This window comes from Metabacillus mesotrionivorans (assembly GCF_052171315.1).
In the GTDB taxonomy this organism is placed as follows: domain Bacteria; phylum Bacillota; class Bacilli; order Bacillales; family Bacillaceae; genus Bacillus_P.
The window spans coordinates 115271-135208 of sequence record NZ_JBQMFF010000002.1 but is presented as its reverse complement, the minus strand read 5'-3'; the positions used below and the strand labels follow the sequence as shown (position 1 = coordinate 135208).

Below are 19938 nucleotides of genomic sequence, written 5' to 3'. Positions count from 1 at the left end.
AATAAAATTATGATAACTTAATTATTCTCCTTTAGTCTGTATAACCTGTGCATGTTCATTCGATTTATTCTGCATCTGTTTTCCCTTATTCCCGCCAAAGCCTCTTGACTTTGTTCCGATATGGTTCGGGGTAAAGTGGCTTTGTTTGTCATTTGAATTTGTCATGGTCACTCGCCTCCTCTCCTTTATCTTCTCCAGAGAGAAAGCGAACATGACAGCCAAGTGTTGGATTTAGCTGAGCTTGTCAAGCAGACGCTGCTCGACTCTTTCCTCAAGCTTATCAAGAGCTTCCTGATCTTTCATAAGCTCTTTTTTATTTTCGAGCACTAACTCTTCAAACGTCATTTTTTTCATTTTTCTCATGCAGTACACCTCCATATGTATTACATCCATTATTTCCAATAATCTGTAAATTAATCGAGGATTTTTAATTAAATGAAAAAAGACTGTTCGTTATGAACAGTCCCTACAGTTCCAAAAGTTTTTCCATCGTTTCCTTTGTCATTCCTCCTCTTGATATATTCAGGATACTGCCTTCCTCATCAAGGAAATAGGTCGTCGGATATGAATAAACCTCATATTGAATGCTGACGCGGCCATCCTTATCAAGTGCCACAGGAAACGTTAATTTCCGCTTTGAAATAAACGTTTCCACATCATCGAGGCTTTTCTCGGCGTTCGTCATATTTACAGCCAGAACAACCAGTTCTTCCTTATGCTCATCCTGCAGTTTTTGCATTTCCGGCATTTCCGCTTCGCACGGCGGACACCATGTCGCCCAGAAATTCACCATTACTTTTTTGCCTTTCACATCATCAAGCGTGACGGTCTCTCCACTAAGTGTTTCCATTTCAAATTCCGGCGGTTTGTTGCCTATTTCAAGTCCTTCTTCAGGTTCTTTCGGCAGGATGGCAAACCAGACGGCATAGCCTGCCAAAAACACGAGCAGTCCTATGGCAAGTATTCTTTTCACCGTTTTTCCCCCTTGGTGCATGCTTGTCTGTTTATGTATATGCTGTCCCCAAATGGACAAGTCTCTTTTTCATTAAATCATCTCTTTTTCAAAAGAACAACTGAATTGAACAAAATAAAAAAGGGCGGAAGTCCGCCCTCTTTATCATCAGCCTTTAATCTTCTCGCGAAGAACCATTTGAAGAATTCCGCCATGGCGGTAGTAGTCAACTTCAACATCGCTGTCGAAGCGGACAAGCACTTCAAATTCTTTTGCATTGCCTTCTGCATCAGTCGCTCTCACTTTCACATGGTCGCGCGGCTTAACCGTCTCGTCAATCAGCACTTCGATTGATTCAGTTCCAGTCAAACCAAGCACTTCAGCATTTTCGCCTTGTTTAAACTGGAGCGGCAGAACGCCCATGAATACAAGGTTGCTTCTGTGAATGCGTTCAAAGCTTTCAGCAATAACCGTTTTAATGCCAAGAAGGTTTGTGCCTTTAGCAGCCCAGTCGCGTGAGCTTCCCATTCCGTAATCTTTGCCGGCAAGAACAACAAGGCCTGTGCCGTCTTGTTTGTACTTCATGCATGCATCGTAAATGGACGTTACTTCACCAGTAGGCCAGTACGTAGTGTATCCGCCCTCTGTTCCAGGTGCTACTTGGTTTTTAATGCGGATATTGGCAAATGTACCGCGCATCATCACTTCATGATTACCGCGGCGTGAACCGTATGAGTTAAACTCTCTAGGGCTTACGCCTTTTTCCTGAAGGTAACGGCCCGCAGGCGTGTCTTTTCCGATTGAACCTGCCGGTGAAATGTGGTCTGTTGTCACAGAGTCACCAAACTTAGCTACAACGCGGAGATTTCTGAGCGGTTCAACAAGACCCGGCTCCGGATTCAGGTTCTCGAAAAATGGAGGGTTCTGAATGTAAGTAGAATCCTGATCCCATTTGTAAAGAGCCTCATCTGTTGTCTGAATGGCATTCCAGCGCTCATTGTCGTCAAACACGCGGCCATATTCCTGTCTGAACAGCTCAGGAGTTACCGTTTGCTTAACGATTTCATTAATCTCATCCATAGAAGGCCAGATGTCATCAAAGAAGACATCATTTCCGTCTTTGTCTTTTCCAAGTGAATCATTTTTAAGGTCAATGTTCACTGTGCCTGCAAGTGCATATGCCACAACAAGCGGCGGAGAAGCAAGATAGTTTCCTTTTACCAGTGGATGGATTCGTCCTTCAAAGTTACGGTTTCCGGAAAGAACGGATGTAACTAGTAGATCGTTTTCAGCAACCGCTTTTTCAATTTCATCAGCAAGCGGACCTGAGTTTCCGATACAAGTCGTACAGCCGTACCCTACCACGTTGAAGCCTAATTGGTTCATATATGGCAGAAGGCCGGAATTTTCAAGGTAGCCTGTAACAACTTTTGAGCCTGGAGCTAAAGAAGTTTTTACGTAAGCCGGCACCTTCATTCCTTTTTCAATCGCTTTTTTAGCTACAAGACCTGCACCTACAAGAACATAAGGATTCGATGTGTTTGTACAGCTTGTAATGGCAGCAATCGCAATCGCGCCAGTCTTCATTTTTGTCACTTCGCCGTTTGCAAGCGTAACAGAAATCTCTTTTCCTGCTTCTGCAGCTTCAAGACCAAAGCCCTGATTTCCGGCAGGTGCAGCAAGAGCTGTCTGGAACGATTTTTGCATAGCAGAAAGAGGAATTAGATCCTGAGGTCGTTTAGGTCCTGAAAGATTCGGCTCGATTTCTGCAAGGTCAATTTCTACAACCGAAGTGTACGTAGGCTCCACATCAGGCGAGAAGAAAAGTTCGTTCTCTCTGCAGTATGCCTCAACCATATCAACAAGCTCGCTGTCGCGGCCTGTAAGCTTCATATATTCAAGTGATTCGCCGTCAACCGGGAAGAATCCGCATGTTGCGCCATACTCTGGTGCCATGTTGGCAATTGTCGCGCGGTCTGCAAGCGGAAGCTGCGGTACGCCAGGTCCGAAGAATTCCACGAATTTGCCTACTACGCCTTTTTGGCGTAGAACCTGAGTCACTTTCAGTGCAAGGTCTGTAGCCGTTGTTCCGTTTGGCATTTTACCTGTAAGTTTAACGCCAATTACTTCAGGAACCGGGAAATATGAAGGCTGGCCAAGCATGCCTGCTTCAGCTTCAATTCCGCCGACACCCCATCCAAGGACACCGATGCCGTTGATCATTGTCGTATGGGAATCTGTTCCTACAAGTGAATCCGGATATGTTTCAAATGTGCCGTCTGCACCCTCAACAGCGTGAACGACATTTGCAAGGTACTCAAGGTTTACCTGGTGAACGATTCCTGTTGCAGGAGGAACCGCGCGGTAGTTGTTAAACGCTTTCTTAGCCCAGCTTAAAAATTTGTAGCGTTCTGCGTTGCGCTCGAACTCAAGCTCCATGTTAAATTGAAGAGAGTCCATTGTACCGGCTTTATCAACCTGAACAGAGTGGTCAATGACAAGATCAACCGGAATTTCTGGATTGATGACATCAGGATTTCCGCCGATGTCAGCCATTGCTTTTCTAAGGGATGCCAAGTCAACAACGGCAGGAACGCCTGTAAAATCCTGAAGAATGACGCGTGATGGCTTAAATGGCACATCAAGTTCTTTTTGCTCAGCTGTGCCCCATTTTGCAAGGTTTTCAACGTGCTCTTTTGTAATAACTCTTCCATCTACTTGTCTCAAGACAGATTCAAGCAGAACTTTAATGGAATACGGCAGTTTGGAAACATTGCCGATTCCTGCATCTTCTAATGCTTTTAATGAATAATAGTTGTATGTTTTTCCGCCTACTGTAAAACTTTTACGCGCTTGGAAAACATCGTGATGTGCTAATTGCTCTTGTTTCGTCATATGTTTTCTCCCCTTTTAAATCAAAATCGACGTTTGTGTCGAAACCTCGGTCTCTCCCACCAATTACTTCGCACATGTTCATCTTAATACATGTTTTAACATAAGTAAATAACAATGCTGTTATCAAAGTACATAAGTAGTTCTTATAGTTGTAAACTTCAGATCTTTTTCAATAGAAAGAATTTTAACCGCGCACATCAATTTTAAAAGAAAACAAACACTATCAGCATGGGGGTGACAGTTATGGCCAAACGCAAGGCTAACCATGCAAATGAAGGCATGAATGCAGCTTCCGCTCAAGGAAAAGGGGCAGGATACAACGAAGAATTTTCAAATGAGCCTCTATCAGCAGCGCAGAAGCAGAATAATAAGAAACGCAAATCTAATCAATAAACAAAAAACGACGGATTTCCCGTCGTTTTTGTTTATTGTTCTTCAATATTTACTTCAGCAACAATCTTTGACAAATCTCTTCTGTATTGTTCAAGTGTTTCCCTCTGCGTTTCTGATGCAACTTCAAGCGCATTGTTGATCTGTTCATAAGCTTCGTTGATCTCTTCTTTCAAATGACTGAGCTGAATTCCGTAATCCGGTGTTTCTGCTGAAAGCTGCTGGTACATATTCTCCGCCTGTGCAGTCCCCTGCTGTGCGGCCTGAAACGCCTGCTGTTTATTTTTATGATAAGGCATGATTTTCCCTCCTTAAAGTTGCTGAATCTGTCTTTATTTTGGTTTTTCAATGGTCATATTATACAGCCTCCCTTTTGCATGAAGGACCTGCCATTGCATCATGATATAGATAAAGGAAGGTGACACTAATGACAAACAAAAACAACAGCAAAGACATGCACAAGAACGCACCAAAAGGAAACAACCCCGGCCAGCCCGAACCGCTGGACGGATCCAAAAAAGTAAAAAACCGCAACCACACAAGGCAAAAGAATCATTCGCATCATGATATGTGATTAGAAAAGCGGAATCAGCCGTTTAGCTCCGGCAGCCAGATAAGAAATACCCTGGAAAGTCCGGGTTTGACTTTTCAGGGGATTTTGTTCTGGCAGAGGAGTTGGCTGATGGAGCTGGACAGTGTGCATATCGCAATGAACCAAAAGACGTCTTTAACTCCTACGCATACATATGATATCCCCTTAAAAAGTCCGCTTTTGACTTTTAAGGATTTTGTTCTGAAAGATGAGTTGAGAGATGCACTTGGACAATGTTCAAACCACAATCATTTCCCCCCTCCCGCTCCCACCAAATACAGCCACTATAAAATTGCACTAAACAGCCCATCCGTTCGTGCAATTTTTCTTTTTATGCCAGGCATGAACACAATCGGCAGGAAATAAACTGAACTATAGAAAGAGCCCCGCAAATAACTGTTGCACTGCCTTCCGCATGTCAGCTTCACAATATTTCTGCACAATCTGTCTTCTATTCACGTCCTGATAATGAGCTGAATAAAATGAAAGTAGCATGGTTTTTGGAGGTCAACATGAGATGGACAAAAAAAAGCGTTCAAAACCATCTGATTTGAGCTGTATCGAAGACTGGATGAACCAGTTCTTCACAGACCCGTTCTCTGCCCTCCTTGATTGCAGATCCTTCCGGGTGGATTTGTTTGAAACAAGCGAGGAATACATTGTTGAGGCAGAGTTCGCAGAGGTACAACCGGAAGATATACAGATTAGAGCAAGCCGGGAAACGCTCATTATCACAGCACAGACTGCCGGGCAGATGACAGAATCAGATCAGCTGGAGAGATCCGTTCTACTTCCCTTTTCACTTGAGAATAAAAAGATTGAGGCTATTTTTTCAAATGATATTCTTGAAGTGAAAATATTTAAAGAAGGCAGCTTCTCACGCAAAAGCTCATATATACCTGTTCAATTTGCTCATTAAAGCAAGCACAGCTTGCTTTTTTATTTTTTCCGCCAAAAACTGCGCAGAAAGTGTCATTTGGTAGGTTTCTGCTCAGACAAGTCCTTCTTGTCCGGCATATGTATAAGAAAGAAGGAGAGTGTTTGCAGTGGGAATCTATATTAAAAACCTTGTGATCAACGAAATTACTGGCGGCACAGTCAATTTCGGCAATTGTATCCGCATGTCTTCGAATGAAGCAAGCAAAACCGTTCAGGATTCCGAACAGCCGTCTGAGGAAAATGAAACGGCATCCGAACAGATGCCGCGTTTACAATTCAGATGGTTTTTTTGAAGGTTTGGTGCTTTGGGCCTGAACATTGATTTCTATTTTTTTGATCAGCTGATTTCCGCACCGAGGACACATTTTGTTTTGTTCCAGGAGCAGCATGCAGTTTGTGCAATAGAACTTTTCCATTTAAGAAACCCCCTATCATTCAGCTTATGTTGACAGGGCTTAAATGTTTCTTTTTTCTGTCACTCCCGTTCTGAAAACGGATGGCAAAACATATTTTTTTCTAAAAGACAAAAGGGGTATGCTTATGGCCTATTACGGCTCCAAGGGATGGTATGTGAAAGCACTCAGAGAAATGGGAATCACCAGGCACCCGATTGAGAGAAGAAAACTGAAAATGTACAAAACGTTTGTACTCCGGAATTTGTATGATCAGGCACTAGAGAAATAAATAAAACCTTTGCACATCCGTTTTTCTCGCAAAAAAAGACATCCTGCTGACAGGAAGTCTTTTCTTTTATGTCAAAATACCTGAATTATCCTACAAATTTTTACAAAAATATGAAAATAATTCTTTTTTATAGGCTGATTTAATCATATAATAGAAAGAAAACGACATTTCTAGGAGGAGCGTTTATGACATTATTGTATGAAATTCTGTATTTGCCGACAAATTGTGGAACGATCAGGGTCGATTTGTCTTATAAACGCTCTGTCTATATCGCTCATGCCGAACTGCTGGGACACCTGTCAACGGGCAAGGACCGCAATAAACTGACAGCCGTCAAAAAATCCCTTCTTGAGCTTTCAAAGCAGGTCCATTCCGGCTGAGACAGCCTTTTCAAGCGATTTCCCCTGGTGTATAATAATAGCAGATTGATTGACGGACGGGGGTTACAACTATGCTTGACGGCTGGTTTCTATGGTTCATACTGTTTTGGGTCGTTTTTCTTGCAGGCATGCTCGCAATAGGCGGGTTTTTCATGTTCCGGAAATTTTTAAAGCGCTTGCCTAAAGAAGACGGAAAATCAGATCTTGATTGGGAAGCGTATTATATTGAACAGACGAGGCACTTATGGAATACAAGCCAAAAGCAGCTCCTTGAGGATCTGGTCGAGCCGGTTCCTGAACTTTTCAGGGATGTAGCCCGGGCTAAAATTGCAGGCAAAATCGGCGAGCTGGCACTTCAGGAAAATGCGGGAACTATTACACAGGACCTTGTGATTCGCGGATATATAACAGCTACTCCAAAGCGCGACCATAAGTTTCTTTTAAAGCGTCTTAAAGAGAAAGATATTGATCATACCCCGTACAGGGCATTATTTTAAAAAACCCGCTGGCTCAAATTTATGAGCCCGGCGGGTTTTTATGTTGCCTGAATGTTCGATGGAGGAAGCTGATTCTCAAGCTTTCTGAAAGACAGATACATGGCGATTCTCCACGGAACGATCATTCCGAAAGCAAGAATCCAGAACATGCCGCTCAATTCACCGACATCAATGCTGTTGCTCAAATAAAATTTAAGTGCAATCCTGATTACGAGAAGCCCGATTAATATAAATGCAAAGGCTTTTGAACGCTTCAGGTAGATTTTATCTTCCTTGACTTCAAAATTTGATGTTTTAATAAGAAAGATGGAGAAAAAAAACCCCAGTGTGATCGCTTCCAGGAATTCAAGCGGCGTCACCCTGAACATCGGGTGCAGAAACATTAACGCTCCCGTGCTCATAAAAATCGGCGGCAGGATAATCTTTCTGGCACTTGCGGGTTTCTTAGAAGCTCTCATGCGGATCATCATGACGCCAAGAGCCATGATAACAGCAGCAATTGTTGAGAAAATGACCAATGTGATCAATCCTTTTTAAAATGGTTACTACTATAATATACTACTGAAGCAAATAAAAAACCATCTCTTTACACAAAAGATGGCCGTTCCATGCAATTTACCCCAAAACGCGGTAAACCGCGTCGTTTACTCTTGTTTCATCAAATGGCTTCGTAATAAAATCCTTTGCTCCTGCTTCAATGGCCTCTACCACCATTTTCTGCTGGCCCATTGCTGAGCAAATAATGACTTTGGCAGCGGGATCCATTTCTCTTATCACTCTCAAAGCTTCGATTCCGTTCATTTCAGGCATCGTAATGTCCATCGTGACAAGGTCCGGTTTAAGTTCTTCATAAAGTTTGACTGCTTCGGCGCCATTCTCCGCTTCTCCTGCAATCTCGTGTCCTTTGGATGCGAGAATCTTTGATAAGGTTAATCTCATGAATTTGGCATCATCAACAATTAGCACTCTGGCCATGCAAGCGCCTCCTTTTTAAATCGACGAACGCAAGATCTACTATTCTATGAGATATTATATCAAATTTCAGAAGAAAATGTAGTAAAAAAGACTCAAAAATTTCTAAAAAATAGGTCTAAAATCCCGTAAAGCCTCCAAAAAGCCTGCTCATAACGATAATAATCTTTGTCATCCAGTTAAAAAACAGCATGATCCCAATGATGATCATGATCCATCCGCCCGTTTTCATAATAACCAGGCTGTGCTTGCGGATCCATCCCAGCTTTCCAATAAAGAAGGCCATGATAAAAAAAGGAATGGAAAAACCGAGTACATAGGCAAACATATAGAGCATAGCAGAACCTGGATTGCTCAGTGTAAGCCCGAAGACAGCTGTAAGAATAGGTCCGGTGCATGGTGTCCATCCTGCTGCAAAAGCAAGACCGATAAGCACGGAACCAATATACCCCGAGGGTCTGTTTTTTAATTCAAACCGGCGTTCCTTCATCAGAAATTCCGGCTGCAGAACACCCACAATGACAAGCCCGAAAAGAATGATTAAAATGGCGCCAATTTGTCTGATCAGATCATTATAGCCAAAGAAGAAATCGGCAATAAAAGAACTTCCAAATCCAAGAGCAATAAAGATAATGGAAAATCCAATCAGGAAGCACAGTGTGTGCAGCATACTCCGTTTTTGAAGCATCGCATTTTCTGTCTTCAGTTCCCCGACTGAAACGCCTGTTATGTATGACAGAAACGCAGGATATAAAGGCAGACAGCAAGGAGAGATAAAAGAAAGAAATCCTGCTCCAAATGCTAAGAATACATTAACATCCGTCATCCATGCATCCTCCTTTCAACTTTAAAGTCACACTATATTTTAGCAAATACTGCCTGAAAAACATATGTTTCACTGTGTGACAGTTTTATGTCAATTCCTTAACATCTGCTAAAAAGGATTTATTCGGCCCGGACTTCCCTTTATAATAGTCATAGATTAAAGAAAAAAATCCTTATTTTCCCTTCGAATTATTTTCCATTTTAGGATATAATAGAAATTACCAGCAAGGTTCGTGCAGAACTTACATACAGAAAGGACAAGTTTTCGTGTCTAAACAAGAACTATTAAAACTAATTGAAAAAAAACGAGCGGAAATGATCGAAATTGCCACTAAAAATGGAATTAATTCGAACGTGTCCATTCAATACAGCCAGGAACTGGATCACTTGCTGAATGAATACAACCGGTACAGCTACTCTGCCATGAAACGGGTTACATATTCTTAAAAATCCCCGCAAAAAAAGCACGCTTTGAAAGCGTGCTTTTTTATTAAAATCCCGCAACCGGGTTTTTATTTTGCCTGATTATTCATCATTTTCATCATTTGGTTAATTTTCTTCTGGGACGGTTTCATGCCCATTTGCATCATCATCATTTTTAACATTTGCTCGTTAATTGGCGGATTTTTCTTTAAATAACTCATCATATACTGGCGAGCAATGAAAAATCCTAGTGCTACTCCGGCAAGCAAAGCCAGAACGCCTACTAGAATGACTACCCACAGATCCATCGTCTTTCCTCCTTCATGTTGTCTATTTTACAGTGTACTAAACCATAGGATATTATACAACATATACTCTATAATTTCTGCCTTTTTAGACAAATTTTCTTTCTTTTATCGGTTTTAGCCACCCGTGCCGCTTTTCCTCAAAATCCATCGCTAAAAAGCATGAATCCGCCTTTCTGAGAACTTCAAAGAAAATCGCTTCCATGTCAAAGCTTCCTTCTGACGTGACTGTAACCGATCTGTCACCCGTTTCAAGGATGGCTCCTCCCTGCATGGATTCACTCTCAATATGATGGCGGTTGTGGGAATATGCATAGTTGTATCGTCCGTTTAAGCTGCTTCTGATCATCTCATCTATATAGTCTATCGGAATTTCTCTCGTAATATAAGTAATTTGTTTTTTCAGGTGAATAAACTCAGGCTGTTCAGGGCTTGTCCGCATAAATTCCTGAAAAAGCTGAAAAAGTTTTACTTCACGGCCAAAAAAGTGATTCGCAAACTCTTCCTCTATTAAATAGACAGTGTAGTGTCTCATGCTTTCACCCTTCCGTATGACGGTTACCCATTATTATACTGGAAAGTTGAGGAAGAATTTTGTCTAAATGAAAGGCAAAACTTCACTTTTTTTGTCGAAAAAGAGAGAACGAAGATATTCGTTCTCTCTCATAAGGCTTATTTTTCTAATAGTGCCTTTACTCGTGCCGTTACATTTTCAACTGTAAAGCCAAACTCTTTCATAATTCTTTCACCTGGTGCTGAGGCCCCGAACTGGTTGATGCCAAGAACGTCACCCTCATCTCCAGTATATCGCTCCCAGCCCAGAGGAGCTGCCATCTCAATAGCAAGACGCTTCTTCACTGTTTTTGGAAGTACGGATGCGCGGTACTCTTTTGACTGGCTTTCAAAACGGTTCCATGACGGCATGCTTACAACCGCAACATCGATGCCTTCTTTTTGAAGAGCATCTTGTGCTTCGATAGCAAGTCCTACTTCAGAGCCTGATGCTAAAAGAAGTGCGTCAGCCGTTTCTTTTTTGCTTGGAGAAATCGTATAAGCTCCTTTAGAAACTCCTTCATATGCCGTTTCAGACGTACCTTTAATCGTTTTTAGATTCTGACGGGTAAGAACAAGTGCTGTCGGTGCCGTTTCAGATTGAAGGGCAAGTCTCCATGCAGCAGCAGTCTCATTGCCGTCTGCCGGACGGATGACCGACAGGTTCGGCATTGCACGCAAGGCAGGAAGCTGTTCAATCGGCTCATGAGTCGGGCCGTCTTCTCCTACAGCAATACTGTCATGTGTAAATACGTACGTTACCGGAAGACCCATTAAGGCAGCAAGACGAATTGCCGGACGCAGGTAGTCAGAGAATACAAAGAACGTTCCGCCGTAAACCCGAAGACCGCCATGCAGCGCCATGCCGTTTAGTGCAGCACCCATTGCGAATTCACGGACACCGAACCAGATGTTGCGTCCGCTGTAGTCCTCAGCTGTGAAATCTGCTGCTCCCTTGATAGAAGTATTGTTTGAACCTGCAAGGTCAGCTGATCCTCCGAAAATGTAAGGAACATTTTTCGCAAGGCCATTTAACACTTCACCGGAAGAAGCACGTGAAGCAAGTGCTTTGCCGTCTTCATATACAGGCACTTCGGAATCCCAATTTTCAGGAAGCTCGCCTTTAATTCCTGCTTCAAGAGCTTTTGCAAGGTCAGGGAATTCTTTTTTATAGCTATCATAAAGAGCGTTCCATTCTTCTTCTTTTTTCGAACCGAACTGTTCTGCCGATTCTTTGAAATGAGCATACACTTCGTCAGGAACGTGGAAGTCCTGTTCGAATGTCCATGCATATGCTTCTTTCGTCAGTTTGATCTCATCTGCTCCAAGCGGCTTGCCGTGAACATCTGATTTTCCTGACATATTCGGTGATCCGTAGCCGATTGTCGTTTTCACTTCAATCAGAGTAGGATGAGTTTCATCTTGTTTAGCAGCTTCAATCGCTTTAGCGATTTCTTCAAGGTTGTTGCCGTCTTCTACACGAATGACCTGCCAGCCGATTGCTTTGAAACGGTCTTCCACGTTTTCAGAGAATGAGCGGTCAAGATCTCCATCGAGAGAAATGTCGTTTGAATCGTAAAGAACAACTAATTTGCCAAGCTTTAGATGCCCTGCAAGTGAAGCTGCCTCAGAAGAGATTCCTTCCATCAGGTCACCATCTCCACAGATTGCATATGTGTAGTGATCGACAACCGGATAAGACTCTTGGTTATATGTATGTGCAAGATGACGTTCTGCCATAGCCATTCCGACAGCCATCCCAATTCCCTGGCCAAGCGGACCTGTTGTTGCATCTACACCTGCTGTGTGGCGGAATTCAGGGTGTCCCGGTGTTTTGCTTCCCCATTGTCTGAATTCTTTAAGATCATCCATCGTCAAGTCATAGCCTGATAAATGAAGAAGGCTGTACAGCAGCATAGATCCGTGACCTGCAGATAAGACAAAGCGGTCGCGGTTGAACCATTCAGGATTTTTAGGATTGTGATTCATAAATTGCGTCCAGAGCGAATACGCCATTGGAGCTGCCCCCATAGGCATTCCAGGATGTCCTGATTTTGCTTTTTCAATCGCATCAATCGACAGTGTTCGAATGGTAGCAATTGATAAGTCTTGAATTGAATGTGACATTAATTGATCATCCTTTCAGAAATAACATTCTACTTTTTTATCATAGCTTTACTGGCCTATTCATACAACCATTTCGCATGGGAATTGCAAAAATGAGAAGTGTAAGAACCTATTCTAATGTATTATGTGCAAAATGAAAAGGAATACATCAAAAATTGACGTATTCCGGTGATTAATGAAGATCGCGTCTGCGCTCTTCTTTTAATTTTTCAGGTGTTACATCATTTCCGTTTGGATCCAGTACTGTAACGCCTTTTAATGTATTTTTCATAGAACCCCGGAATGCCTTGAGATATTCCTGTCTAAGTGATTGCTGTTCCTGTTTTTCCTCCGGAGAAAGACCGGACGTTTTTGATTTTCTGGATAAGGTATTGATTCTTGCCATCTTTTCTTTTGGCAGCATGACTGCAGCTCCTTTACCTAATACGATTTACTATGCTATCGTACTAAATACGGGGGCAAAAAACAACAGATTAGACCTGTTCCTCTTTCATGTGCTCTTGATATCTTCTATGTACTGTCGCTTTAGAAACCTCGTATCCAAACCCTCTTAACGTAGCCGCAATCTCTGAGAATGTCAGTTTATTCTGTTTAAGCCTGATAATCTCGCTGACAGGCACTTCCTTCTTCTCTCTGCCGCTCCCTTTATCTCTGTTAGTAAGATTCCTTTGAGGTTTATACCCTTTTTCAACCGCCCGCTGCATGCCGCGTTTAATTTTCAGATTATGGATCTTCCGCTGATATTCTTCAACAATGCTTACAATTTCCAGAACCATAGAATCTGCTTCAGACAAAAAAAGCTTTCCATTCTGCGTGGCCGTATATATCGTAATGCCTTCTTTTGCGAAAAAATGAATAAGGGCGATGCGGGCATTCCCTCTCCCCAGTCTTGTCTCATCCTGAATAACAATGGCGTCAATTTTCTGTTCCTTTATGCAGTCAAATATTTCAAAAATACCTTCTCTTTCAACCTCATATCCGCTCGCCTGCTCCTCAATAACCTTTGCCACATTCATGCCGTGCGCTGCTGAAAGGGCCAAAAGTTCTTCTTTTTGCCTGGCGAGTGATGTCTCCTGTTCTTCTTTTCTTGTGCTGACTCTGCAGTAGATGATTGCGTTCAGTGTTCTCACTTCCCTATTTTCTTGATGCAAGCTGTGTCCCGTCATGGTAGGTTTGTTTATCAATAGGAAGAACCACAGAATCTCCTGTCTTGATCACAGCTGTCGGCAGTCCGTTTTTGTCCTGCACCCATTCAACGAAATCGGTCTTGGACATGCGGTGATGCTCCTCATATTGATCTGCAAGGCTCCAGATGCTGTCACCTTCTGCTATTTCAATGGATACATAATGATCAAGGTTTTCTTTTTCACCTGTGTATGATAATGCAAAGACAGCTACAATGACAACTGCAAAGAAAGAAATAACGTAAGATAATGAACCTTTCAACCCAATCCCCACCTTAATAGAATGTTTGTTCGCATATTTGATACTTTCAGTATAATGCGAACAAACGTTTCTGTCAACGCCGTTTTTCGAACTTATGTTTGTATGCGCAGGAAAAACATGCTATAATCAACATAAATTACAGGACGCGAGGTGGATAAAATGACAAAACTTTCAAAGAGGCAGCAGGATATCCTCACTTTTATAAAACTTGAAGTACAAAAGAAAGGATATCCGCCATCAGTCCGCGAGATCGGCGAAGCAGTGGGCCTTGCTTCCAGCTCCACTGTGCACGGCCATCTTGCCAGGCTTGAAAGCAAAGGATTGATCAGACGGGATCCGACAAAGCCTAGAGCGATTGAAATATTAGAGGACGAGACAGCGATGATTCCGCGTTCAAGTGTGATTAACGTTCCTGTAATCGGGAAAGTTACAGCCGGTTCCCCGATCACAGCCATTGAAAACGTCGAGGAATATTTTCCTCTTCCAGATACGTTCGCCGCATCCGATGATCAGATCTTCATGCTTGAGATTATGGGAGACAGTATGATTGAAGCCGGCATTCTTGATGGGGACATGGTCATTGTCAAGCAGCAGAACACTGCAAACAACGGGGATATCGTTGTTGCCATGACAGAGGATGATGAGGCAACTGTCAAACGTTTTTTCAAAGAAAAAGATTATGTGCGTCTTCAGCCGGAGAACTCAACACTTGAACCGATCATTCTCAGACATGTCGTTATCTTGGGAAAAGTTGTTGGAGTTTATAGAAACATACACTGAAAACTTTGCTTTTACAGGCAAAGTTTTTTTATTTGCCTGTTTTACAGCCTTCTCTCAGGGGAAGATAATAATGAAAAAAAGATGAGAGGGTGCCTATGACTAAAGAACCTGCTATTCTGCGGGCAAATGCCCAGTTTATTTTTCCTTTTTCATGGGACAAGGACTGCATCTCCCAGCTGACTGATGAACTTAAGGCAAGCGGATTTGAATTTTTCAGCATTAACAGCAGCGCTCAGCAGAACAAATTTTACGGAGAGAAAACGAGCCTTCCCCATAAACGGCTGAAGCATTATTTTATGCCGTACATAGAACAGATTCTCTTTCCAGATCAGCATAAGGATAAGGCTATTAACAGATACTCCAAATCCTTTGACAAAAAATGCACGCTTCGTACAGCTGTAAATGAATATTCTTTCACTATCCACTCTATCGATCTGTATATTTGCCCATTTTCTGTTGGAATGATTACAATCAGGACGGAGCTTACATCTGACAGCAAAACATTGACACTGAGCGATGCACTTGATTTTATGGATCACTTCAGAGTTCTTGAACCGTTTATTACAGAAGAAAAAGGAACTGTTCTCCATTCAGGACAAGGCACTTATGAAAAGATTCAGGATTTTATCTTTGAAGAGCTGTGCCCCTCTGTTGTCCCATATATAGAGAAGAGTGAAAACAGTCAGTCAACCTATCTTGGAAGCCTTCCCTACTTTATTGACGAGAGAATGTTTGTCAGCAGTTATCTTTTGACAGAAAAGGACGCAGAAATATCACCTGAAACCTTGTTTCGCACAGGGCACATAAATGGTTATGATCAAAATGGCAAACCGTATATGTCCGCAAGCAATCCTGCTTATATCAGCCAGTATATTCAAGATCACATTTACGACAGGTGGTCCCCAGGCAGTTTTCACGTTGTGAGTGATCATACATTCACTAAAATTACGAATGATGTGGGTCAGGAGAACGTGACCGCGGAAGAAATGGTCGGTCAGCTCTATTACAATCTCATCCTGCATCTTTTCTATAAAATTGTCCTTTTAAAACTTTCATACAGCTATTCACAGCTCTACATTGACCGGAAACAGGATAAAATGGAAGGTCTGATTCGCTCGATTGCTAATTTCACGGCTAAGTATATCTTTTCAGAAATCAGCAGCAGAACGGAAGGACAGGAGCTTTCTGTCATGATGAAAGACCGGTTTAAAATTGAGACCCTCTATAAAGAAGTGAAGAATACGATGGACAGTCTTTATCAAAATCAGGAGAAGCTGGCCAGCAAACGCCATAATTCCCTGCTGCTGATCCTTACTACTTATACGGTTATTTCCGGAATCTATGGCATGAACCTTGTCATTGAGGACTGGAAAGGCAGCATAAGCTGGAACAAGCTTGCAGATTACTCTGTGTTTGAATACATTTCACTGGTGGTTGCTTTATCAGGAATTGCAGTTGGCTCAGTGCTTGCCGCAATAGCTATTATGAGACTGCTGAAGGATTATTTACAGAAGAGAAAATCAGACGGGATTGACTAAAAATAAGCAAAAAAACCTCAGCAAACAGCTGAGGTTTTTGAATGTGATTCTTAGTATTGAGACATGTACTGCTCGCGTTCCCATGGGTGAACTTGGGTGCGGAACATATCCCATTCAATTTCTTTCGCTTCCACAAAATGCTCAAACAAATGCTCGCCAAGTGCGTTGATGATCACTTCGTCTGTTTTCAGAAGATCAAGAGCCTGTGCAAGAGTTGCAGGAAGATCTACGATTCCATTCTCAACGCGCTCTTCTTTCGTCATGACATAGATGTTGCGGTCAATCGGTTTTGGAGCAGCAAGTTTGTTTTTAATGCCGTCAAGACCAGCAGCAAGCAATACGCTCATTGCAAGGTACGGGTTTGCAGAAGGGTCAACACTGCGCACTTCTACGCGTGTGCTTAGTCCGCGTGAAGCAGGGATACGGATAAGCGGGCTTCTGTTTTGTGCAGACCAGGCAACATAGCATGGTGCCTCGTAGCCAGGTACTAGACGCTTATATGAGTTAACTGTCGGATTCGTAACAGCTGTGAAGTTTGGAGCATGCTTGATGACGCCGGCGATGAAATGTCTAGCTGTTTCGCTCAGCTCAAGTTCACTGTTTTTGTCATAGAATGAGTTCACTCCGTCTTTGAAAAGAGAGAGGTTCATGTGCATTCCAGATCCATTTACTCCAAACAGCGGTTTTGGCATGAATGTAGCATGCAATCCGTGTTTGCGCGCAATTGTTTTAACGACAAGTTTGAACGTTTGGATATCATCACAAGCTTTTACTGCGCCTGCATATTTAAAGTCAATTTCATGCTGGCCGGGAGCTACCTCATGGTGGGATGCTTCAATTTCAAAGCCCATTTCTTCAAGCTCAAGCACGATGTCGCGTCTGCAGTTTTCTCCAAGGTCAGTTGGAGCAAGGTCGAAGTAGCCGCCGTGATCGTTAAGCTCAAGAGTAGGTTCTCCTTTTTCGTCAAGCTTGAAAAGGAAGAATTCAGGCTCAGGCCCAAGGTTGAAGTCAGTGAATCCAAGGTCTTCCATTTCTTTCAGCATGCGTCTTAAGTTGTTGCGCGGATCTCCATCAAATGGTGTTCCGTCAGGGCTGTAGATGTCGCAGATGAAACGTGCAACTTTGCCTTTTTCAGATGTCCAAGGGAAAATAACAAACGTATCAAGATCAGGATACAGATACATGTCAGATTCTTCGATGCGGACAAATCCTTCAATTGAAGATCCGTCAAACATGCATTTGTTGTCAAGTGCTTTTTCAAGCTGGCTTGCAGGAATTTCTACGTTTTTGATTGTTCCAAGGATGTCCGTGAACTGCAGTCTGATGTATTTTACGTTTTCTTCTTGTACTAAGCGTACAATATCTTCTCTCGAATACTTTGCCATTGTGAAAATCCTCTCCTAACAATACTAAGTAATATTTATTGTGAAATTTAAGTGAAGCTGCGTTAATTAATGGAAAAATCTAGACATGTCACCCTGTCTGAGTGATGATCTCTGAAACCTTCCGGCCTGCATCAGTTCAGCTTTCAGAAGCTTTCTGAGTTCAGCGTCGGTCAGATCCGGTTTTTCCACTTTTTTAGGCTGGCCTTCTTCCTCGCGTTCCATCCTTTTATCCTTAGAAGAAAAAATCTGCTTGATGCCGGCCATGTTAATGCCTTGTTCGATAAGGCTTCTTATTTCAAGAAGCGTATCTACGTCATTAAATGAAAATAGGCGTCTGTTCCCTTCAGTTCTTGCAGGGAAAATCAAGCCGTTTTCTTCATAATATCGAATTTGTCTGGCAGAGAGCTCTGTCAGCTGCATGACAATTCCGATCGGGAATAAGGGCATCGAGCGTCGAATCGTATCACCCATTGTATTCCCTCCTTTTCTTAACTTAATCATATTATATTCCATGTCATATAATGTGTCAACACTATGTTAGGAAAAATGACATTTGTATTTATATTGGTTTACAGATGAATTAAATTCTTATCCAGAAGATGATCAAGTGCAGAACAGATGGCAATTTTCACATGCGAATACGTTAATCCGCCCTGAACATACGCTGTATACGGGGGACGCAGCGGACCGTCTGCCGAAAGTTCGATGCTTGCTCCCTGTACGAATGTACCTGCAGCCATTATGACATCGTTCTCATATCCCGGCATATAGCTCGGATATGGCGTCACGTGCGAATTGACCGGTGATGCATATTGAATGGCCTGGCAGAACGCAACCATTAAATCAGACTGCTCAAACTGGACAGACTGAATAAGGTCTGTGCGGACTGCATCCCATGACGGGTTCGTTTTAAGCCCTGCAAGTTCAAGCATCGCTGCTGTAAACACTGCACCTTTCAAAGATTGTGCAACAACGTGCGGAGCAAGGAAGAACCCCTGATACATTTCCTGAAGACTGTAAAGGGACGCACCTGCCTCTGCCCCAATTCCGGGAGATGTCATCCGGTAGGAGCATGCTTCCACAAGATCCTTGCGCCCAACGATATAACCGCCTGTTTTCGCAAGTCCGCCGCCAGGATTTTTAATAAGCGAACCTGCCATAAGGTCAGCACCAACGTGACAAGGTTCAAGTTCTTCAACAAATTCACCGTAGCAATTGTCCACGAAAACGACAACATCAGGCTTAATGGATTTGACAAAGTCAATCATCTGCTTGATTTCTGCAAGGGTATAAGAAGGCCTTGTGGCATATCCTTTTGAGCGCTGAATGCCGATCATCTTTGTCTTTTCTGTAATGGCAGCACCGACGGCATCATAATCTATGCCGCCATCTTCTTTCAGTTCAACTGCCCGGTAACCGATTTTGAATTCGCTGAGTGAACCGGTGCCGCTGCCTCTGATGCCTACAATCTCTTCAAGGGTATCATAAGGCTTTCCCGTTATATATAGAAGTTCATCAAATGGACGCAGCACTCCGAACAGGGCAATGGAAATGGCATGGGTGCCTGAAATGATCTGCGGCCTTACAAGCCCTGACTCCCCGCCGAAAACATCCGCATAAATCTGTTCCAGCGTATCCCGTCCATGATCATCGTATCCATATCCTGTGGTCGGGATAAAATGAGAGTCGCTTACTCTATGGTCTCTGTAGCTTTGAAGAACCCGGAACTGGTTCATTTCCATTCGTTCATCAATTTTTTTGTGGGTGTCTCTAATTTTTTCTTCTGCCTGTGCAGCAAGCTGCGCAAGCTTATCGCCGTACTTCAATTGGTTAAACATGTTTGTTTCCCTTTCTCTTATACATCTCTATCTGGCCGGAAGCTGCATGCCCCGGCAGGAAGTGTCCCTGTATTTCATAATGATTTTCTTCTTCATTAAAGGCAAAATGCCCTACCATTGTTTCTGTTTTTAATAAAGCCAGAAACTTGCCTTCTGAAGCAGGCACATCAATGCTGTATTCTTCCATCTGCTCCATCGAAAACGACTGAATTTTCTGTTTCAGTTTTGCAATATCCGCATCTGAAAAGGCGCTGATCAGCACATGCTCGCCTTTTGGGGAAGGAACAAAGCCTTGCGACTGCTTATCTTGCTTGTTGTACACCGTTAAGACAGGAATTGTCGTGACCTTCAGTTCTTCAAGCAGTTTATAGACCGTTTTTTCATGATTGACGTAATCTTCATTTGAACTGTCCACAAC

27 protein-coding genes and 1 pseudogene are annotated in these 19938 nt (G+C 42.7%); 10 read left to right on the top strand and 18 right to left on the bottom strand.

Features of this window, described 5'->3' with window-relative positions; genetic code table 11:
• Nucleotides 1–21 precede the first annotated feature (21 nt).
• From ACTSEZ_RS05600 to acnA, 4 genes are all read right to left on the bottom strand, one after another.
• A complete protein-coding gene (locus tag ACTSEZ_RS05600; protein ID WP_369733196.1) occupies nt 22–165 on the bottom strand; it encodes an acid-soluble spore protein N in 144 nt (47 codons plus the stop codon).
• A 66-nt stretch (nt 166–231) separates the two neighbouring features.
• The gene (locus ACTSEZ_RS05595) at nt 232–363 is read right to left on the bottom strand and encodes an FbpB family small basic protein (RefSeq protein WP_081870140.1); all 132 of its coding nucleotides are present in this window, start codon (nt 361–363) and stop codon (nt 232–234) included.
• Between the two features lie 103 nt (nt 364–466).
• The gene (locus tag ACTSEZ_RS05590; RefSeq protein ID WP_369734058.1) at nt 467–994 is read right to left on the bottom strand and encodes a TlpA family protein disulfide reductase; all 528 of its coding nucleotides are present in this window, start codon (nt 992–994) and stop codon (nt 467–469) included.
• A gap of 126 nt (nt 995–1120) precedes the next feature.
• Nucleotides 1121–3847 (bottom strand): aconitate hydratase AcnA, encoded by a 2727-nt coding sequence (acnA, locus tag ACTSEZ_RS05585; protein ID WP_369733195.1) that lies wholly within the window; start codon nt 3845–3847, stop codon nt 1121–1123.
• 243 nt (nt 3848–4090) lie between these two features.
• Here acnA and sspO point away from each other — a divergent pair, with 243 nt between their 5' ends.
• Complete coding sequence (gene sspO / locus ACTSEZ_RS05580) at nt 4091–4240, top strand: small acid-soluble spore protein SspO (protein ID WP_369733194.1); 150 nt, start codon at nt 4091–4093, stop codon at nt 4238–4240.
• A gap of 32 nt (nt 4241–4272) precedes the next feature.
• Here the strand turns inward: sspO and ACTSEZ_RS05575 are convergent, their stop codons facing one another.
• A complete protein-coding gene (locus ACTSEZ_RS05575) occupies nt 4273–4536 on the bottom strand; it encodes a hypothetical protein (RefSeq protein ID WP_029281106.1) in 264 nt (87 codons plus the stop codon).
• Nucleotides 4537–4664: 128 nt separating this feature from the next.
• Between ACTSEZ_RS05575 and ACTSEZ_RS05570 the strand changes: the two genes are divergently transcribed.
• The 6 genes from ACTSEZ_RS05570 (at nt 4665) to ACTSEZ_RS05545 (ending at nt 7329) form a co-directional block, all read left to right on the top strand.
• Entirely contained in the window at nt 4665–4811 is a 147-nt protein-coding gene (locus ACTSEZ_RS05570; RefSeq protein ID WP_081414079.1) for a small acid-soluble spore protein P, read from the top strand.
• Nucleotides 4812–5346: 535 nt separating this feature from the next.
• Nucleotides 5347–5748, top strand: coding sequence for an Hsp20/alpha crystallin family protein (locus ACTSEZ_RS05565; RefSeq protein WP_369733193.1), 402 nt, complete (start codon nt 5347–5349; stop codon nt 5746–5748).
• 127 nt (nt 5749–5875) lie between these two features.
• Nucleotides 5876–6061 (top strand): hypothetical protein, encoded by a 186-nt coding sequence (locus tag ACTSEZ_RS05560; protein WP_369733192.1) that lies wholly within the window; start codon nt 5876–5878, stop codon nt 6059–6061.
• Between the two features lie 247 nt (nt 6062–6308).
• On the top strand, nt 6309–6452 hold the full coding sequence (locus ACTSEZ_RS05555; protein WP_369733191.1) for a YflJ family protein: 144 nt from the start codon (nt 6309–6311) through the stop codon (nt 6450–6452).
• Nucleotides 6453–6637: 185 nt separating this feature from the next.
• On the top strand, nt 6638–6832 hold the full coding sequence (locus ACTSEZ_RS05550; RefSeq protein ID WP_369733190.1) for a hypothetical protein: 195 nt from the start codon (nt 6638–6640) through the stop codon (nt 6830–6832).
• A gap of 71 nt (nt 6833–6903) precedes the next feature.
• Entirely contained in the window at nt 6904–7329 is a 426-nt protein-coding gene (locus ACTSEZ_RS05545; RefSeq protein WP_369733189.1) for a DUF2621 domain-containing protein, read from the top strand.
• A gap of 38 nt (nt 7330–7367) precedes the next feature.
• Here the strand turns inward: ACTSEZ_RS05545 and ACTSEZ_RS05540 are convergent, their stop codons facing one another.
• The 3 genes from ACTSEZ_RS05540 to ACTSEZ_RS05530 all read right to left on the bottom strand — a co-directional run bounded on the left by ACTSEZ_RS05540 (nt 7368) and on the right by ACTSEZ_RS05530 (nt 9127).
• Nucleotides 7368–7847 (bottom strand): CcdC family protein, encoded by a 480-nt coding sequence (locus tag ACTSEZ_RS05540; protein ID WP_369733188.1) that lies wholly within the window; start codon nt 7845–7847, stop codon nt 7368–7370.
• A 97-nt stretch (nt 7848–7944) separates the two neighbouring features.
• The gene (locus tag ACTSEZ_RS05535) at nt 7945–8304 is read right to left on the bottom strand and encodes a response regulator (RefSeq protein ID WP_369733187.1); all 360 of its coding nucleotides are present in this window, start codon (nt 8302–8304) and stop codon (nt 7945–7947) included.
• A gap of 115 nt (nt 8305–8419) precedes the next feature.
• On the bottom strand, nt 8420–9127 hold the full coding sequence (locus ACTSEZ_RS05530; RefSeq protein ID WP_203290190.1) for a cytochrome c biogenesis CcdA family protein: 708 nt from the start codon (nt 9125–9127) through the stop codon (nt 8420–8422).
• 266 nt (nt 9128–9393) lie between these two features.
• Between ACTSEZ_RS05530 and ACTSEZ_RS05525 the strand changes: the two genes are divergently transcribed.
• Complete coding sequence (locus ACTSEZ_RS05525) at nt 9394–9573, top strand: Spo0E family sporulation regulatory protein-aspartic acid phosphatase (RefSeq protein ID WP_369733186.1); 180 nt, start codon at nt 9394–9396, stop codon at nt 9571–9573.
• Between the two features lie 65 nt (nt 9574–9638).
• Here the strand turns inward: ACTSEZ_RS05525 and ACTSEZ_RS05520 are convergent, their stop codons facing one another.
• The 6 genes from ACTSEZ_RS05520 to yneA all read right to left on the bottom strand — a co-directional run bounded on the left by ACTSEZ_RS05520 (nt 9639) and on the right by yneA (nt 13979).
• Entirely contained in the window at nt 9639–9857 is a 219-nt protein-coding gene (locus ACTSEZ_RS05520; protein ID WP_029281123.1) for a YneF family protein, read from the bottom strand.
• Nucleotides 9858–9942: 85 nt separating this feature from the next.
• Nucleotides 9943–10389 carry a sporulation inhibitor of replication protein SirA gene (sirA, locus tag ACTSEZ_RS05515; RefSeq protein ID WP_369733185.1) on the bottom strand — a complete coding sequence of 149 codons (447 nt, stop codon included), beginning with the start codon at nt 10387–10389 and terminating at the stop codon, nt 9943–9945.
• Nucleotides 10390–10526: 137 nt separating this feature from the next.
• Nucleotides 10527–12533 (bottom strand): transketolase, encoded by a 2007-nt coding sequence (gene tkt / locus ACTSEZ_RS05510; RefSeq protein ID WP_369733184.1) that lies wholly within the window; start codon nt 12531–12533, stop codon nt 10527–10529.
• Between the two features lie 172 nt (nt 12534–12705).
• Complete coding sequence (locus tag ACTSEZ_RS05505) at nt 12706–12936, bottom strand: DUF896 domain-containing protein (RefSeq protein ID WP_029281129.1); 231 nt, start codon at nt 12934–12936, stop codon at nt 12706–12708.
• A 70-nt stretch (nt 12937–13006) separates the two neighbouring features.
• A complete protein-coding gene (locus ACTSEZ_RS05500; protein WP_369734057.1) occupies nt 13007–13654 on the bottom strand; it encodes a YneB family resolvase-like protein in 648 nt (215 codons plus the stop codon).
• Between the two features lie 13 nt (nt 13655–13667).
• The gene (gene yneA, locus ACTSEZ_RS05495; protein ID WP_369733183.1) at nt 13668–13979 is read right to left on the bottom strand and encodes a cell division suppressor protein YneA; all 312 of its coding nucleotides are present in this window, start codon (nt 13977–13979) and stop codon (nt 13668–13670) included.
• A 159-nt stretch (nt 13980–14138) separates the two neighbouring features.
• On the opposite strand from yneA, the gene lexA reads away from it, so the two are divergent.
• Both lexA and ACTSEZ_RS05485 read left to right on the top strand, forming a co-directional pair.
• A complete protein-coding gene (lexA, locus tag ACTSEZ_RS05490) occupies nt 14139–14759 on the top strand; it encodes a transcriptional repressor LexA (RefSeq protein ID WP_029281135.1) in 621 nt (206 codons plus the stop codon).
• 95 nt (nt 14760–14854) lie between these two features.
• On the top strand, nt 14855–16297 hold the full coding sequence (locus ACTSEZ_RS05485) for a magnesium transporter CorA family protein (RefSeq protein ID WP_369733182.1): 1443 nt from the start codon (nt 14855–14857) through the stop codon (nt 16295–16297).
• Between the two features lie 50 nt (nt 16298–16347).
• Here the strand turns inward: ACTSEZ_RS05485 and glnA are convergent, their stop codons facing one another.
• The 4 genes and pseudogenes from glnA to ACTSEZ_RS05465 all read right to left on the bottom strand — a co-directional run.
• Nucleotides 16348–17682, bottom strand: coding sequence for a type I glutamate--ammonia ligase (glnA, locus tag ACTSEZ_RS05480; protein WP_029281139.1), 1335 nt, complete (start codon nt 17680–17682; stop codon nt 16348–16350).
• 66 nt (nt 17683–17748) lie between these two features.
• Nucleotides 17749–18153 (bottom strand): MerR family transcriptional regulator, encoded by a 405-nt coding sequence (locus ACTSEZ_RS05475; protein WP_369733181.1) that lies wholly within the window; start codon nt 18151–18153, stop codon nt 17749–17751.
• A 98-nt stretch (nt 18154–18251) separates the two neighbouring features.
• The gene (locus tag ACTSEZ_RS05470; protein ID WP_369733180.1) at nt 18252–19520 is read right to left on the bottom strand and encodes a methionine gamma-lyase family protein; all 1269 of its coding nucleotides are present in this window, start codon (nt 19518–19520) and stop codon (nt 18252–18254) included.
• Nucleotides 19513–19938 (bottom strand): annotated as a pseudogene (locus ACTSEZ_RS05465) (GTPase HflX); the annotation flags it as partial. The pseudogene ACTSEZ_RS05465 and the gene ACTSEZ_RS05470, both read right to left, overlap by 8 nt.